The organism is uncultured Sulfitobacter sp., from assembly GCF_947502895.1.
Taxonomy (GTDB): domain Bacteria; phylum Pseudomonadota; class Alphaproteobacteria; order Rhodobacterales; family Rhodobacteraceae; genus Sulfitobacter.
Genome location: NZ_CANNBM010000002.1, coordinates 690,426 through 705,834, shown reverse-complemented (window position 1 = coordinate 705,834; position 15,409 = coordinate 690,426). Strand labels below are relative to the sequence as shown.

The following is a 15,409-nucleotide window of genomic DNA, read 5'->3' as shown; positions in this document are numbered from 1 at the left end:
GATATTCAATCAATTATAGAATAGAGGTTAAGTAGGTTGTCGTGCTGGGCTTCGACTGGCGACATAAGGAAAATGGTATGGCAAGAAGCGTTACATTGGTCTCCGTGGAGTATTCGGAGTTAGGGCAAAATTTGAGAGCCACCTGGAAGTACATTTCCGATCTCTTGAAAATGTGGCTCGTTTTTCAAATTGGTACCATAATTTTTGTGCTTATTTGTATGAAGTTACATGAAGAACTGAAGCTGGTGCCTGAACAGTTTTCAAAATATTTGGTTGCCTTGTGCGTTTTTACACTGCTCGCATTTATCCTTAGTGTTTGCGCGGGAGCGCAAAACGCAAGATTGTTTGGTAGCGTCCAAGCCTTTGTAGTTAGGGCGAAACACCTCGAATTTGAGGAAGGCTTTTTCAGCTCATCCCCAAACGCAGCTCATCATCAGCCAATTTCTCAGTATGAGTATATGAGGCAGGCATTGTACCACCCAGATAATTGGAATTTGTCAAAGTTGTTGTCTTGGATTTACTATTTGACTGCTTCGATTTGGTTTGTTTTTTCGCTGTACATTCTATGGCCTATAATCAAACCATTTCTACCTTGAAGTAATGGATATTTCATGTACGCAGACGCCCAAGCTCCTTTTTTATCTATTTAACTGAAAATATTCATCATACAGATTATTGAAATGGCAAGGGGAACTGCTAAGTCAACGAGGAGCTTATTGCGCTCTTCAGCTTGAAAAATCTTGTAATTCCTATGTGCGGCAGCTCTTTCGCGCTCAGAGGCCCCATCTGCGGTATCAATTTTTTCCCAGTCTTCGCGAGCTTTAGATATTAGCAAATTCCGTTTGGCTAGCCGATTTATGAGCAATAGCGTAAATATCACCCCAAAGTAAAGAAATACCGGCACTGCGACGGCCCTTAATTGATCCGATGTTGTGCTAATTTTCAAGCCGAACAATGCTATTTGATCGTTTTCAACCGTGGTTCTGAAGGCAATCGTTGTAAGGACGCCAGCCGTAATGAATGCTTTTTTCGCCTTTTGGAAGTCATTGTGATCCATATCGATTAACATGATTCGCACTCCCGTTTCCGATGCAGCTCTAGTGGTCTATACTTATTTGGATAACTGAAAATAGCAATAAGCGAATCGGGTCGTGTCCGACATGCCGAAAAACTATTGACTCCATTGGGGGCAGCATAGGGCTAGGTCATGAGCTAGAACACGCGCAAACGTTTTTTGCTGGTCTTCGGTTTGTGGCTCTGGTCTTCGGTTTGAGGCTTAAGATACTCTTTTGCCTTTTACAGTTCGGATTTTCCACTGTTGCATCGACAGTTCAGCTAGCCTGACAGACCCCATTGAAGCGGACAGTGGACGTCTTGATGTGATCTGATGGTAAGTCGGTGAACTCTTCGTTCAATTTGAAATTGCAGTTCTTGCCTGAGTATGATGTTGTGGTCATATTGCTTTGGACAAGCTTGCAGTGAACTGAACTCAGGTTGATGTGGTATGATACCGAATATGGAATTTGTAGGACTAACAGGTCTAGCTCTAATGGTCGGGGTGTCCGCCTTATGTATTGTGGGTGGGTATCAGGCTTATTTTTGGCCCCAAAACTCGCCCCTCCGAGAGTGTAGAACTGGTAAAGTAGGTCGCCTAGATCACCTAGTAAAGTTTACACCGGAATGGGTTTGGATTTACTCACTTCTCTACTACCCGTTTATGTTGACGCCAGTTTTATGGATCGACAATCCGTCTGAATTTATTTGGGTTTGCACTAGTTATTTCGCATTGCTGGCTGCTCATGTCTTGATCTCACAATTGGTGCCAATGAAAACCCCCGACGAATGGCGTCAGTATGACAAGGATAAGAACGTCTCAACTCGATTCCTGGCCTTCATTCAATCCATTGATAAGGGAGGCAACTGTTTTCCTTCCATGCATGTTGCGGTAGCAACCCTTACTGCTCTCCACTTAACTTCGTACACTGGTGGCGAGAGCTTTGTTGTTATTTCACTTGTTTGGCTATCAGTTGCCGCAATTTCATTGAGCGCTGTTTTCACGAAACAACACTTCGTTTCTGATATTGTTTGGGGTAAAATTTTCGCTCTCGTAGTGTACTTTTCATTTACGGCTCTTTTGCCGCTCGAACTTTTCGAGGGATGGTTTGTTTAGCGCTGTTCACTGTTCGAGGTTGCCGCAACAGTCTTGACTGTCATGTTTCTTGCCATTCATTGAACTGGAATTATAGTCATGCGCGGCCCACCGTCAAACCATAGACAATCTGGGGGTTCGTCAGATACTTGGACAGTATATTCTGACAAACAGCGTAGATCCTTCCTACTCATTCTTTTCTTGGTATCGACATCAAACGTAGTCGATCGGCAGATTTTGACGGTGCTGTTAGAGCCAATTAAGGTTGAATTTGGCGTCACAGATACGATGCTAGGGCTACTGAGCGGATTAACTTTTGCTGTATTTTACGTTACTTTGGGTTTGCCAATCGCGCGACTTGCGGACTACGCAAATCGGAAGCTAATTATCGGCATATCCTTAACGGTATGGAGCGTCATGACTGTCCTTTGCGGTGGAGCGCATACATTTTTCCAGCTTGTACTAGCGCGCGCTGGCGTAGGGGCAGGCGAAGCAGGTGCAATACCGCCGTCACAAAGTTTATTGGTCGACTATTTCCCTCCAGATCGTCGTTCGTTCGCCCTTGGTGTTTTCTTTCTTTCAGCGGCGGCAGGCAATGTGCTTGGTTTGGTGATTGGCGGCCAAGTTGCTGATGCATTTGGCTGGCGCTGGACTTTCGTAATTTTCGGGATCCCTGGGGTGTTTTTGGCATTTCTAGTTTGGTTTGTGCTTGATGAGCCGCGAAGATTGCCTCAATTTTCTGTCAACAAGTTCAAGATGGAGACCTTTTCTAGAGCGGCGACGGTCCTTGTAAAGAAAAAGTCCTTTGTCAACTCGGTTATTGGCTTAGTGTTGTATTACACCTTGATTTACGGGGCTCAGACGTTCTCCATTTCGTTTGTAATTCGCACTCAAGAACTAAGTCTTGCGTTAGCTTCGGCCTATGTGGGTGGGGTAGGGCTTGTAGCTGCCATTTTGGGGAATCTGTTCGGAGGTTGGTTGGCCGACAAATTGAGTGCACGGAATGAAGCGTGGTTGGCGCGTATTCCTGCGTACGGATTTTTGATTGCTATGCCGCTTTTTCTAGCTTCATATATGCCACAATCTCTAACGACGTTTCTCATACTGCTCTCATTAGGCCTTTTTGTACTGATGATGGCTGCTCCGCCTCTATTTTCGTGCCTACACGCAGTTTGCGGGTCGTCTCGCCGTGCTACTGCGATAGCCTTAGCGTATTTTTTTGCAAATCTTTTTGGATTGGGCCTCGGCCCCGTAATAGCTGGCGTGTTAAGTGACTACTTCGCTAAAACGATGGGCGAAGCGGAAGGTCTGAGATATGCATTGGCGACGTTAACGATTCTTTTTATTCCGTCCGCAGTTTTCATGCTCAAGGCGTCAAAGACGATCGCCAACGAGCTCGAGGACTAACTTGTGCAAGTGTCACTGTCTTTAGGTGAAAACGGCTGGACGTTGAAAATACGCTGAAGAGAATGGTGACTTCTGCAATTTGACTTGGTGGTTTTTGTTGCACCGAGTACACTGAGATCATACGTGACGAACCTATTTAAGAATTTTATGAGGCCGTCCGACGCTGTCGGCCTATTTGCCGAAACGTTCCTCATCAATTCAGATAATATGTTACAATTGCTTGCCACCATCACATATGGAGCACCCAGCAATGACATGGATAAACTTTCAAACCGTCCGCGAAAGCTTGGACGTATCCGAAGTGCTTACGCACTACGGTTTTGACGTGAAACCGAACGGGCAAGATCAGGTGAAAATCTGCTGTCCTTTTCACGATGACCACAAGCCGTCTTGTGGGCTCAATCTGACAAAGGGCGTGTTCAACTGTTTCTCATGCCAGACAAAAGGCAACATTTTGGATTTTGTCGCGCGGATGGAAGGGTTCGATCCCGACCAGCCACGCGATCTTCGTAAGGCCGCGGTTCTGGCCTGTGAGGTATTCGAAATTGATGGTGGGTCGAAAGAAACGCCAGCGGATGACCAACCCAAAGCGAAGACCAAGGGTGAGCAGGCTGTGAAGGCCGCAAAACGCGCCGACACGGCTGGTATTGGCAATGTGAGCCCAACTCCCAGCGCTAAGGTTGATGCGACCTCTACAGCGCCGATTTTGGAACCTGACGTGGAAGCGGTAAATCCCCCGCTCACATTTGAGTTAAAGCTCGAACCTGAACACCCATTCTTAAGTGATCGTAAGATTGCGAAAGAGCTTGTTCAGGAATTTGGACTTGGCTGTGCCAAGCGTGGTTCCATGGCTGGGCGGGTTTGTTTTCCGATCCACGATGAGGAGGGGGCATTGATCGCCTATGCTGGCCGGTGGGCGTCGGATGACCAAGCCGACGACAAGCCGCGCTATCTCTTGCCCAAAGGGTTTGAAAAATCCCGGGTGCTCTACAACTTGAACCGTGTGATCGCAAAGCGGGAACAATTGATCAAAAAAGGAGAAGTTGTCGACGATGCCATTGTCATCGTCGAAGGGTATTGGTCGGTGTTGCGACTGCACGCAGTAAGCGTGCCTGTCGTCGCAAGTTTCGGGGCCAGTTTGTCCCTGCAACAAGTCAGCCTGATTGTTCAAGCAGGCTTCCGAAAAGCAGTGTTGATCTTTGATGGCGACGAAGGTGGTCGCAAAGGAAGTGAGCAGGCACTGCCAGTTCTGGCATCGCGCTTGTTCGCAAAAATGGTGTCGCTTGAGGATGGCGTTAAGCCAGATGAGATGAGCGACGAATTCGTGGCAGGACTGCCCCGATATGTGCGCTAGCCATATCGCTGGTCAGCAGTGCAACGAGGGGTCTCCAGGTGGAGACCCCTTTCTTTTGTCCCGCGTTAGCGGGGGTCGTTGGGTGCGCCGAGGTTCCTCGGCAAGGACACCCAACTAATTCGCCACCGATTGTCGAAGGTGCCAAAACCGCCCAGAATTTGCCGCGCCTCAGCGCGGTCAAAATTCTGGTTTGCGGTTTTGTGTCACCGCGACCCAATAGCTGCGACGGTGCGCTGGCGTTAGACCGCAACCGGAATTTTATGGAGGTAGTCAGCAGCTATTGGGTCGCGGTGTAAACACGCGGCAATCGGTGGCGAATAGGTCTCGCAGTTTCAACGTGATAGCTTGAAACAGAGGGGGTACTTACTAGGGAGTATGGTCTCCATACCCCCTAGAACGGTCGAAATCGGGTGAGATTTCGCACATATTCTCGGCATGGCGAGAATCATGCGAGAGTTACACACTTTAGTGCACACTTTGGCATGCTCTCTATTTTAATTGTTTTAATTCAATGTGTTGAGTGTGGCGCTGAAGGATTGAAAATCCTCGTGTCGGTGGTTCGATTCCGCCCCTGGGCACCATTTTATTCTGTGATATGATTTGGTTTACTGTTCAGATTTGATCTTTGATTTGGTCAGATTGGACGCTTTGCAGCTAAGGTTTGACAATCGTCGCGTACCGTTCATTTTCTTTTTCCATTGTCGCCATGGCTTCGCGGTTCTTTTCGGCAATGTTTGCCGAGCGGGAATAGTACCTCGCCATGGAAGGTGCTCTTTCGCCCGGAAGGTCGACGATAGGGCGTTCACCGAGCTCGGCTTCGTATGAGGTGGTAGCTACCGTCTGCCGGAGGTCCTTGGGCGTTAGGCCCGGTGCGATGAGGCCTTCTTCGTCGAGCTTGATCTTGAAACGGTGCCAAGCCGGTGAAACGCAATTGTAAGTCCACGCTTCACGTAATGAACTCGCAAGAACCGTTTCGGCTCCGTGATCGGGAAGCAAGTGCAATGTTGCCTGCAAGGTTGGGCTGATTGGGGTCACGACCTCTTCGCCCGTGTTGCCCCGCACGCTTCCCGAAATTTTGAAACTGACGGAAGCTGCGATTTGTCATTTTCTGGCCTTCCATACGAATGAGGTCAGGAATCTCGAAACGGAAGCAGCATCACCCAGAATTCAAAGCCAAGGTGGCTTTGCGAGCGCTGAAAGGCGAAGAGATTGTCAGCGAACTGGCCAGTCGGTTTGGGGTTCACCTATTAACGTCAGTGCATGTGTGCCTGCACGAAAGGCACCTATGATCTATCGATGGAAAGGTGCATTGCTTGGCGGCGAACCACCTGCTTTGGTTTATTGGCAGCGAATTGAGCCAACCAAATCCGATCAGCAAATGCAAAGAATAGCTTGAACTACGCAAGATCCTGTGCAGCAAATGGGGACTACCTCTGATTGGAACGGATGCGGCGGTCTACAAATAGACCTGAAACAAATTCGCTATCTGTTCGCAGAGTGCTTGGGCAGCTTCGCGGAGCAAAGGGTCCCTGATAGTTTACAGTTTGCTTTTATGTCTGCAGATTTTCCTCTCACGCGTCTGACGTATGCCTTGAAATTAGGCAAATTGCCCAGGCCATCCGCGATCAAGCGCTTACCGTCTGTGTCCGGTATTGCTGTGTTGGTCCATATTACTTTATAAAATAACAAGTTTCTTAGTTGGAAAGAGATTAGGCATGCGCAAGCAAGCGGCGACCCGGCAATCAGATGTTTTAAAGGTGCTTGAGCGGCACGCCAAACCGATGACGGCCTATGCCATTCTGGACCAGATGAAACGTGATGAGCCCGCGCTTGCAGCGCCTACGATTTACAGAACCTTGACTGCCCTCACGGAGCAAGGGCGCGCGCATAAACTGGAATCGATGAAAGCTTTCGTTCCGTGCCGTTGTGATCATGACGCCTCAGTGCCTGTGCTCGCCGTTTGTGAAGCCTGCGGTATTGTTGAAGAACATGATGGCACCGAGGTTTTGCCGCAGCTCAAGGCGCTGTCGGCGCAATCGTCGTTTTACGCCACCCGCCATATCATCGAAATCCACGGCCGCTGCCAGAGCTGCGCGACGTAAACCCCTTCTTATCTGCATAAAGGATAAAGATCATGATCAGAACTGTCTCCGCTGTTTTCCTCCTCCTGACGACCAGCGCCGTCATGGCTGAGGAGGCGCGCCAGTTGGACGCCCACGAACACGGTGTTGGTCAGCTGGACATCGCTTTTGAACAGGGCAAGATCGCCATGGTGCTGCATGCCCCAGGTGCCGATATTGTAGGATTCGAATATGCAGCCCAAAGCAGCGAGGACCGCGCAAAAGTGGATGCCGCTGTAGCAACTTTGGCGCGGCCACTTGATCTGTTCTCCCTGCCTGCTTCTGCAGGATGTAGCGTGGTTGAGGCCAGCGCATCGTTAGAAAGCGAAGCAGCACAGGACGACCATGATCAGGCAGCCCATAAGGATGAAGGTCATGCGCACGACCATGCGGAGGCAGATCACAAAGAAGAAGATCAAAGTCATGCCAAAGAGCACGGCCATGAGGACCACGCCGAACAGGCTGGCCATACGGAATTCCACGCAGAGTATCTGCTGGAATGCGCTGACCCCACACAGGCGACCCTAATTTCCTTTGGCTATTTCGAGGCATTTGCGAATGCACGTGAATTGGAAGTGCAGGTGATCTCCGAGCGCGGGGCGAGCGCTTTTGAGGTGGAACGAGACGCGCCTACGCTTGATCTGCGTAGCTTGTTCTAAGGCTAGATCGCAAGATGAATGCAGACCCTCCCATATTGTCACTTGCGGGTGTCCGGTATCAATGGTCGGGTCGCACCTCATTTGCGCTGAATGTCCCTGATTTCCAGCTCGCACAGGCTGAAAGTGTTTTGCTGTTGGGGGAAAGTGGCTCGGGTAAGTCGACGCTGCTATCGCTGATTTGCGGCACGATCACGGCGGATGAGGGTGCTGTTACGGTTGCAGGCACAGATATTGCGGCTCTTTCAGCAGGCAAACGGGACAGGTTTCGTGCAGAGCATATCGGGCTCATATTCCAGCAGTTTAACTTGCTGCCCTATGCCAGCGTTTTGGACAATATATTGCTGCCGCTGCGCTTTGCGCCTCTTCGCAGGGGGCGTGTGCCGTCCCCTTTTGACACGGCGCGGACACTTTGTCTGGATTTGGGTTTGCCCGAGAATGCTCTTTCTGCACAGGCGGGAACGCTCAGCGTGGGCCAGCAACAGCGTGTTGCTGCCGCGCGTGCGCTGATCGGAGCACCGCCGTTGATTGTTGCGGATGAGCCTACATCAGCGTTGGACGCGTCAACGCAAGCAACATTTCTGAAGCTTCTATTCGCGCAGGCCAATGCCGCGCGCAGCACGTTGCTGATGGTGAGCCATGATGAGCGCCTCGGGGTATATTTTGACAGGGTGGTTCAGATGTCAGACGTCACACAGACAGCACAGGCCGCCCAGTGATCTTGCGGCTCGCGCTTGGATCATTGATCGCCCGTGCTTTGACGGTTGGCATGACGATTCTCGCGATCGCCCTGTCGGTTGCGCTATTTCTAGGGGTTGAAAAGGTCCGCACAGGTGCAAAAGCCAGCTTTGCCGATACGATTTCAGGAACTGACCTGATTGTAGGTGCGCGGTCAGGGTCCGTGCAGCTATTGCTCTACTCGGTTTTTCGCATTGGGAACGCGACCAACAATCTGACATGGGACAGCTACAATGCCATCGCGGCCCGTCCGGAAATTGACTGGATCGTGCCTATCTCGCTGGGCGATAGCCACCGCCAGTTTCGGGTCATGGGCACAACAACAGCATTTTTTGAACGGTACAAATATCGTGCGGGGCAATCTCTTGCTGTTACAGACGGCGCGGTGATGGAGGACATCTTTGATGCCGTCATCGGCGCGGATGTTGCGGCGACACTGGGTTACAGCATTGATGACCCCATTGTCGTGGCGCATGGGCTCGCCTCTTTTGTCGAACACAAGAACCAGCCGTTCCGCGTGTCGGGCATTTTGGAGAAAACGGGTACTCCGGTGGACCGCACCGTTATCGTAAGCTTGGAGGCAATAGAGGCTATTCATGTGGACTGGCAAAGCGGTGCAGCGATCCCCGGTCAATCTACGCCCGCAGATGCGATCCGGCAAATGCAGCTAGAGCCGAAAGCCGTGACAGCTGCACTGATCGGTGTGAAAAGCCGCCTACAGGTGTTTGGCCTGCAACGCAGCATCAATGAATACGCCCAAGAGCCGCTGCTTGCGATCTTGCCAGGTGTGGCTTTGCAAGAGCTTTGGCAGATCGTCGGGATCGCGGAAACTGCTTTGATCGCTGTTTCGGGCATGGTTGTCGTCACCGCACTCATTGGCATGATGGCAACAATCTTTTCCAGCTTGAACGAGCGTCGGCGCGAGATGGCGATTTTTCGCGCGATGGGTGCGCGCCCTCGTGTAATTCTGGGCCTGCTGGTGATCGAAGCTGCGGTGATGGCCGCGATTGGGGCAGTGCTTGGACTAGGCCTTCTGTATCTGGGGCTGCTGGTTGCACAGCCTGTGATCGACAGTGCCTTTGGCCTTTGGTTGCCGATAGAGCGACCCTCCCTGCGTGAGCTTTGGGTATTGTTGGGGGTTGTGGCTGCTGGCGCAATCGTGAGCATGGTGCCAGCCCTCAGAGCCTATCGTATGTCGCTCGCTGATGGTATGATGGTCAGGATTTAGCATAGGAATTTGATACGATGGACAGATCACGTCGAATTTTGCCACGCCGCACATTGCTTGCTGCTGCGGCTGCGTTTGCTGCTGGCCCGCGAAACAGTTGGGCCGCCACTCCCCGTGTGCTCGCATGGGAAGATCTTATTCCTCCCGGCGTTCCCATGGCGCAAATCATCGGTGAAGGTACAATTGATGTGTTCAAGGACACATGGCTGCCTGTATTTGATGAAAACGCCACCAAACTTCACAAAGACCTGGACGGCGCCTATGTCAAAATGCCGGGCTACATGCTGCCATTTGATATTTCCGCTGCAGGTGTGACCAGTTTTCTCATGGTGCCGTATGCCGGGGCTTGCATTCATACCCCGCCTCCGCCCGCCAACCAGCTGGTTTTTGTCGAAACCAAAAAACCTTGGCAGACAGACAGAATGTGGGATCCGGTCTGGGTTACAGGGCGGATGCGTCATGAAATCCAGTCCACAACACTTGCCGATATCGGCTATGCGATGGATGCCGAAGTGATCGAGGCATATGAATGGTAAGCGCAAACAGTAATCGCAGAGCCTTCTTGACCTCTCTTGGCGTCTCCATGGCCATGCCCTCGCTGGTTCTGGCAAAGGACTATATTGATCTCAACTGGACCGACTTGATCCCCGAGGGGCAACCCAAAGTCCCTCCCGGCATCCAGAGCATGATCCAACATGATACCTTGGGCATGTCGGCCCAGCAGCCTCCATCGCATGGTGTGCGCACGGAATGGAGCGGCGAGACGGTTCGCTTGCCTGGATACATTGTGCCGATCGATTACTCAGGTACTGGCGTGACCGCCTTTATTCTGGTGCCGTTTGTCGGCGCTTGTGTTCATGTGCCGCCACCTCCTGCAAACCAGTTGGTCTTTGTCACAACTCAGGAGCCTTACGAAAGCTCTGGTTTGTTTGAGGCCGTCAACGTCATTGGCATGTTCGGCACAGCGTCGACTTCTACGCAGTTGGCTGACATCGCCTATGCCCTGTCGGCAGATCACATTGAGCCTTTTTGACCAACGTCAAAGACGTCATTGACGGGTAAGGTGTTGCGGGGTGCATAGATGTCGGTCCAATCCGCCAGCCTCACGGTGCTAACGTTGCTCGGCCATCCGCCAAGCCGTCGGCCTGCTCCATAAACGAGGGAAAATCACTTCAAGCACTTGCCCGGCTTTCTTCGGCCTGACCTATTTGGCAAGGGGGCGCGACTGTCGGGGGGTGTTCGCGAACTTCTTTCGAGGGAAGGGGGCGCATTGGTGATGACGCCCTGCGTGGTTTTGCCCCAATAGCGAATGTTCACACGCGACTCTGTAGCGAAATCCTGCGGGCATTGCTTATTCTAGCCATGCGCTATTTCGTACTTTAGCGGGAGATATATTGTGAGAATTCTTGGAGCGATAGCGTTGCTGGCGGCCGTTACACTGGCCCAAACCGCCCTTGCTCAGGGCAGGGCAGCTGCGGTGGGTGTTCAAGCCGTGCAACAGCAGGTGTTTGCAGAAACGGTGCCTGTCTTTGCCCAAGTGGTTACCGCGCGTGACGGTGCAGTGGCAGGGCGCATTTCGGGAAATGTTGAGAATGTAGCCGTTCTGGCGGGCGACAGGGTCGAAAAGGGCGCGTTGATTATTGAGCTTAACGCCGAGCTATTGTCGATCCGCCTCGATCAATCCAAAGCGCAAATTGCCGAAGCTCAGGCAGGCACGCGGACGGCGGGCGCGCGTGTAGCGCGGGCGCAAGTGACGTTTGACAGGATTGCAGCGCTATCTGATACCGCATCATTCAGCCGGGGACGTTTCGAAGATCTCGAAGCGGAGCTGCTGGAGGCACGCTCACAATTTGCAGAGGCGCAGGCACGCGAGAAGACCGCGCAGGCACGGCTTGCAGAAACCGAGTACCAACTGGAGCGCAGCATAGTCGCGGCACCTTTTTCGGGCGTGATCCTCGAGGTATTGACCATCCCCGGTGCGTTCATTCAAGCGGGGACCCCTGTTGTGCGAATGGTGGACACGGACGCATTCGAAGTGCGCGCAAACGTGCCCGCACGCTACGCGGATGCACTTAGCGCCGGTACGGTCGTGTCTGCGCAAACAGAAGGCGGGCGCGAGATCGACCTTACTCTGCGTGCTGTTTTGCCTATCGAGGATCCGTCGACGCGCACCCGCAGTGTCTTGTTCCGGACGGTGGCGCCGGCTACGGGGGCGCTGGTTGCAGTGGGGCAATCGCTGACACTTGATATCCCCATCGGCGAGCCGCGTGAGATGCTGTCAGTACCAAAGGATGCGTTGGTGCAGGCGCAAGGCGGTTGGACCGTTTTTGTGGCCGTCGACGGCAAGGCGCAGCCGCGTTTTGTGACCATCGGTGTACCTGTCGGGGATCGCTATGAGGTCGTGAGCGGGCTGAGTGTCGGTGATCTGGTTGTCGTGCGCGGGAACGAGCGATTGCGCCCCATGCAAGATATCAATGCCACGGTGCAAGAGGTCACGCAGTGAACCTGATCCGCGCTTCGATTGACCGCCCTGTCGCTGTTGTGGCGGCTGTGCTGATTGCAGTTTTGTTTGGTACTTTGGCGCTTTCGCGCATTCCGATCCAGCTTGCACCGGATGTGCGCAAGCCGATCGTCGTGATTGAAACGACATGGCCGGGCGCAGCGCCTTCGGAGATCGAGCGCGAGATCGTCAACCTGCAAGAAGAAACTCTGCGCGGACTGGACGGGCTGGAGATTATGACCTCGCGCTCGCGCACGGGGCAGGCCTCGGTTACCCTTGAATTTGCGGTCGGGACGGACATGAGCCAATCACTTTTGCTGGTGTCCAACAGGCTGGATCGTGTTGGGGGATACCCCGACGAGGCGAGCGAACCCACCCTGAATACATCCGGTTCCGACGATAGCCCGATTGCATGGGTCTTGATCACTGCAAAAGACGGCAATACGCGACCAATGCCGACGTATGGCGACTTTCTCGAAGATGTCATCAAGGACCGAGTAGAGCGTATCGAAGGCGTCTCTGCAGTCAATGTGTTTGGCGGCACACAGCGTGAATTGCAGGTCATCATCAACCCGCAGCGTCTGTCGCGTTTTGGCCTTACGGTGCCAGAGGTTGTGCGCGTCCTGCGGTCCGAGAATATATCGATCAGCGCGGGCGATGTGGATGAGGGCAAGCGCCGGTACGTTGTGCGCACCGAAAGCAGCCTGAACACCGAAGAAGCTATCCGCAATGTGGTCTTGCGCTCTGGTGTGGCAAGCGGGGGCGTCGGGCGCGTTCGCGTCATGGACGTGGCCGAAGTGTCGTTTCAGTATCAGGATGCCACAACCCGCCTGCGCTTCAAAGGAGAGCCGGGGCTTGCGTTCAATGTGGTGCGCGAATCCGGTGCCAATGTCATTAGCGTGATGGAAGAATTTCGAAGTGTTCTGGAAGAGTTGAAAGCCGGTCCTCTTAACGAGGCCGGTCTTGTTGCAGAGCAAACCTATGACGAAACAATCTATATTCAGGGCGCAATTGACCTTGTGATCCAGAACATCTGGATCGGGGCCGCTTTGGCTGCCTTTATTCTTTTGCTGTTCCTGCGCAGCCCCCGCGCCACTTTGATCGTGTCGTTGGCGATACCTGTATCGATTGTGGCGACTTTTGTTGTCATGGCGCTAACGGGGCGCACGCTTAACGTGATCTCGCTTGCGGGAATTGCGTTTGCCATAGGGATGATCGTTGATGCGGCGATCGTGGTGCTGGAAAATATTTTTCGATTGCGCGAGGCGGGCCATAGCCGCCGCGAGGCGGCCTATCTGGGGGCAAAGCAGGTATGGGGGGCGATCCTTGTCTCGGCGCTCACCACAGTGCTGGTGTTTATTCCCATCCTCATCATGCAGCTGGAGGCAGGCCAGCTGTTCCGGGATATTGCGGTAGCGATATCGGTCTCCGTTGTCTTGTCTTTGCTGGTGGCTGTCACGGTTATCCCTGCGCTCTCCAGCAGGTTGCTGCGCGCTGGCGATCAAACACCGATGCGCATTTGGGGCGTTGACCACCTCGCCTCGGGGTTTCGCTGGATGGTCATGGCCTATGTGCGCATCACCGTACGCTCGAGGATGATTGGCATCGTCATGGTCGCGCTTATTGCAGGTGGCGCAGGTGTGGCCAGCTGGACCTTCCTGCCAAAGCTGGAATACCTGCCCGAGGGTAATCGCAACCTCGTATTCGGCCTCATCATCCCGCCGCCGGGTTATAATTTGGAAACGACGGAAACCATCGCCCAGCGGATAGAAAATGTCGCCAAACCCCTATGGGAGGCTGCACCCGAAGCGCAGACCGAGGACGGTATTCCCTCTATCGACAGTTTCTTTTTTGTGGCCACACCGGGCAATTCGTTTGTCGGGGCAGGGGCGGTTGACGGCACCCGCGTAGGAGAGCTGATCCCTGTGCTGAGCCGTCCTATTTTTGCAGAACCTGGCACATTCGGGTTTATGACCCAGCCATCGTTGTTCGGGCGTGGCGTGGGCGGGGGGCGCACGATTGAGCTGAATGTGTCTGGTCAGGATCTGAATGCAATCCTGAACGTCGCAGGACAGGCAGCAGGTATCGTATCGCGCATCTTGCCCCGCAGTGAGGGGCATCAGTTTCGCCCTATTCCGGGGCTTGAGCTGGGCGCACCAGAGGTGCGCCTGATCCCCGATAGATTGCGCTTGGCTGATGCAGGGTTGGACAGTACCGCACTTGCCGCCACAGTTGATGCGTTCAACGACGGGTTGCGTGTCGCGCAGGTGACGATTGGATCGGACCGCGTCAATCTGGTGCTCAAGGGCGATCCGTCGGTAACTGATGCCGCGCGCACGCAGGATGTCGGCAACTACCCCGTTGTCACGCCGGGCGGTCAGATCGTGCCGGTTTCGGCGCTGGTTGATGTAGTGCTGACTGCAGGACCAACCGAAATCCGCCACCGCGAGCGCCTGCGCACCGTGACGCTTGAAGTTCGTCCGTCCAATGATCTGCCCTTGGAGCAAGCCGTTGAGCTGTTGGAGGCGGAAGTCGTCGCTGTTCTGGAGCAACAAGGCCTCCCCAATGACATTCAACTGAGTGTCTCTGGCACCGCCGATCAGCTGAGCCAGACATGGAATGCCATTCAGATCAACCTGATCGTAGCCTTGATTATTGTGTTTCTGGTGATGGCGATCCTGTTCGAGAGTTTCGTTCTGCCACTTGTCATCATGATAGCCGTACCCGTGGCCGCGGCAGGTGGGGTCGGGGGACTGGCGCTGCTGAATACCTATCAGACCCAACCACTGGATATGTTGACGTTATTGGGCTTTATCATTCTGGTTGGCATTGTGGTGAACAACGCGATCCTGATCGTGCACCAGACGCTTTTTCATCTGCGTGACGACGGGATGGAGCCTGTAGACGCGATCGAGGAAGCGACCCGTAACCGCATCCGCCCCATTTTTATGTCCACGCTCACGTCTGTTATGGGAATGCTGCCGCTGATCGTTTTCCCTGGTGAGGGGTCCGAGCTGTATCGCGGGCTTGGCGCTGTGGTGGTCGGAGGTTTGTCGCTATCCGCTTTTCTGACGCTGCTGACGGTCCCCCCACTCCTGCGCTTGTGTATTCGTAAACCTGTCGAGGATTCAGAGGCAAGTCGCATGGTACAAAGTGCTTAATGAAAGGCCAGCGCCCCAAGGCAAGCCAAAGCGCCAAAGATCGCAGACCCAAATCCTGAACAAACCTACCGCATACGGTTAGGATATTCTCGCACA

At 53.2% G+C, this 15,409-nt stretch carries 13 protein-coding genes; 11 read left to right on the top strand and 2 right to left on the bottom strand.

The annotated features are described in order from the left end of the window. Positions 1–646: 646 nt before the first annotated feature. Positions 647–1,069, bottom strand: a complete 423-nt coding sequence (locus Q0903_RS11415; RefSeq protein WP_299415328.1) for a hypothetical protein — start codon at positions 1,067–1,069, stop codon at positions 647–649. Positions 1,070–1,516: 447 nt separating this feature from the next. On the opposite strand from Q0903_RS11415, the gene Q0903_RS11410 reads away from it, so the two are divergent. The 3 genes from Q0903_RS11410 to Q0903_RS11400 all read left to right on the top strand — a co-directional run bounded on the left by Q0903_RS11410 (position 1,517) and on the right by Q0903_RS11400 (position 4,910). Next, positions 1,517–2,170, top strand: a complete 654-nt coding sequence (locus tag Q0903_RS11410; protein WP_299415325.1) for a phosphatase PAP2 family protein — start codon at positions 1,517–1,519, stop codon at positions 2,168–2,170. A gap of 78 nt (positions 2,171–2,248) precedes the next feature. Next, positions 2,249–3,556, top strand: a complete 1,308-nt coding sequence (locus tag Q0903_RS11405) for an MFS transporter (RefSeq protein WP_299415322.1) — start codon at positions 2,249–2,251, stop codon at positions 3,554–3,556. 235 nt (positions 3,557–3,791) lie between these two features. Further along, a complete protein-coding gene (locus tag Q0903_RS11400; RefSeq protein ID WP_366141501.1) occupies positions 3,792–4,910 on the top strand; it encodes a CHC2 zinc finger domain-containing protein in 1,119 nt (372 codons plus the stop codon). A gap of 654 nt (positions 4,911–5,564) precedes the next feature. Here Q0903_RS11400 and Q0903_RS11395 read toward each other — a convergent pair. After that, positions 5,565–5,945, bottom strand: coding sequence for a hypothetical protein (locus tag Q0903_RS11395; protein WP_299415319.1), 381 nt, complete (start codon positions 5,943–5,945; stop codon positions 5,565–5,567). Positions 5,946–6,625: 680 nt separating this feature from the next. Here Q0903_RS11395 and Q0903_RS11390 point away from each other — a divergent pair. From Q0903_RS11390 to Q0903_RS11355, 8 genes are all read left to right on the top strand, one after another. Then, positions 6,626–7,012, top strand: coding sequence for a Fur family transcriptional regulator (locus Q0903_RS11390; RefSeq protein ID WP_299028563.1), 387 nt, complete (start codon positions 6,626–6,628; stop codon positions 7,010–7,012). A 32-nt stretch (positions 7,013–7,044) separates the two neighbouring features. Continuing rightward, complete coding sequence (locus tag Q0903_RS11385; RefSeq protein ID WP_299415317.1) at positions 7,045–7,689, top strand: DUF2796 domain-containing protein; 645 nt, start codon at positions 7,045–7,047, stop codon at positions 7,687–7,689. A 14-nt stretch (positions 7,690–7,703) separates the two neighbouring features. Further along, positions 7,704–8,405 carry an ABC transporter ATP-binding protein gene (locus Q0903_RS11380; protein WP_299415314.1) on the top strand — a complete coding sequence of 234 codons (702 nt, stop codon included), beginning with the start codon at positions 7,704–7,706 and terminating at the stop codon, positions 8,403–8,405. Beyond that, on the top strand, positions 8,402–9,652 hold the full coding sequence (locus Q0903_RS11375) for an ABC transporter permease (protein ID WP_299415311.1): 1,251 nt from the start codon (positions 8,402–8,404) through the stop codon (positions 9,650–9,652). Before Q0903_RS11380 ends, Q0903_RS11375 begins: the two co-directional genes overlap by 4 nt. Before the next feature lie 17 nt (positions 9,653–9,669). Beyond that, entirely contained in the window at positions 9,670–10,188 is a 519-nt protein-coding gene (locus Q0903_RS11370; RefSeq protein WP_299415308.1) for a DUF3299 domain-containing protein, read from the top strand. 47 nt (positions 10,189–10,235) lie between these two features. Further along, positions 10,236–10,685 carry a DUF3299 domain-containing protein gene (locus Q0903_RS11365; RefSeq protein ID WP_299028577.1) on the top strand — a complete coding sequence of 150 codons (450 nt, stop codon included), beginning with the start codon at positions 10,236–10,238 and terminating at the stop codon, positions 10,683–10,685. Between the two features lie 363 nt (positions 10,686–11,048). Continuing rightward, positions 11,049–12,155, top strand: a complete 1,107-nt coding sequence (locus Q0903_RS11360; RefSeq protein WP_299415305.1) for an efflux RND transporter periplasmic adaptor subunit — start codon at positions 11,049–11,051, stop codon at positions 12,153–12,155. Then, entirely contained in the window at positions 12,152–15,313 is a 3,162-nt protein-coding gene (locus Q0903_RS11355; RefSeq protein ID WP_299415302.1) for an efflux RND transporter permease subunit, read from the top strand. Before Q0903_RS11360 ends, Q0903_RS11355 begins: the two co-directional genes overlap by 4 nt. Positions 15,314–15,409 lie beyond the last annotated feature (96 nt).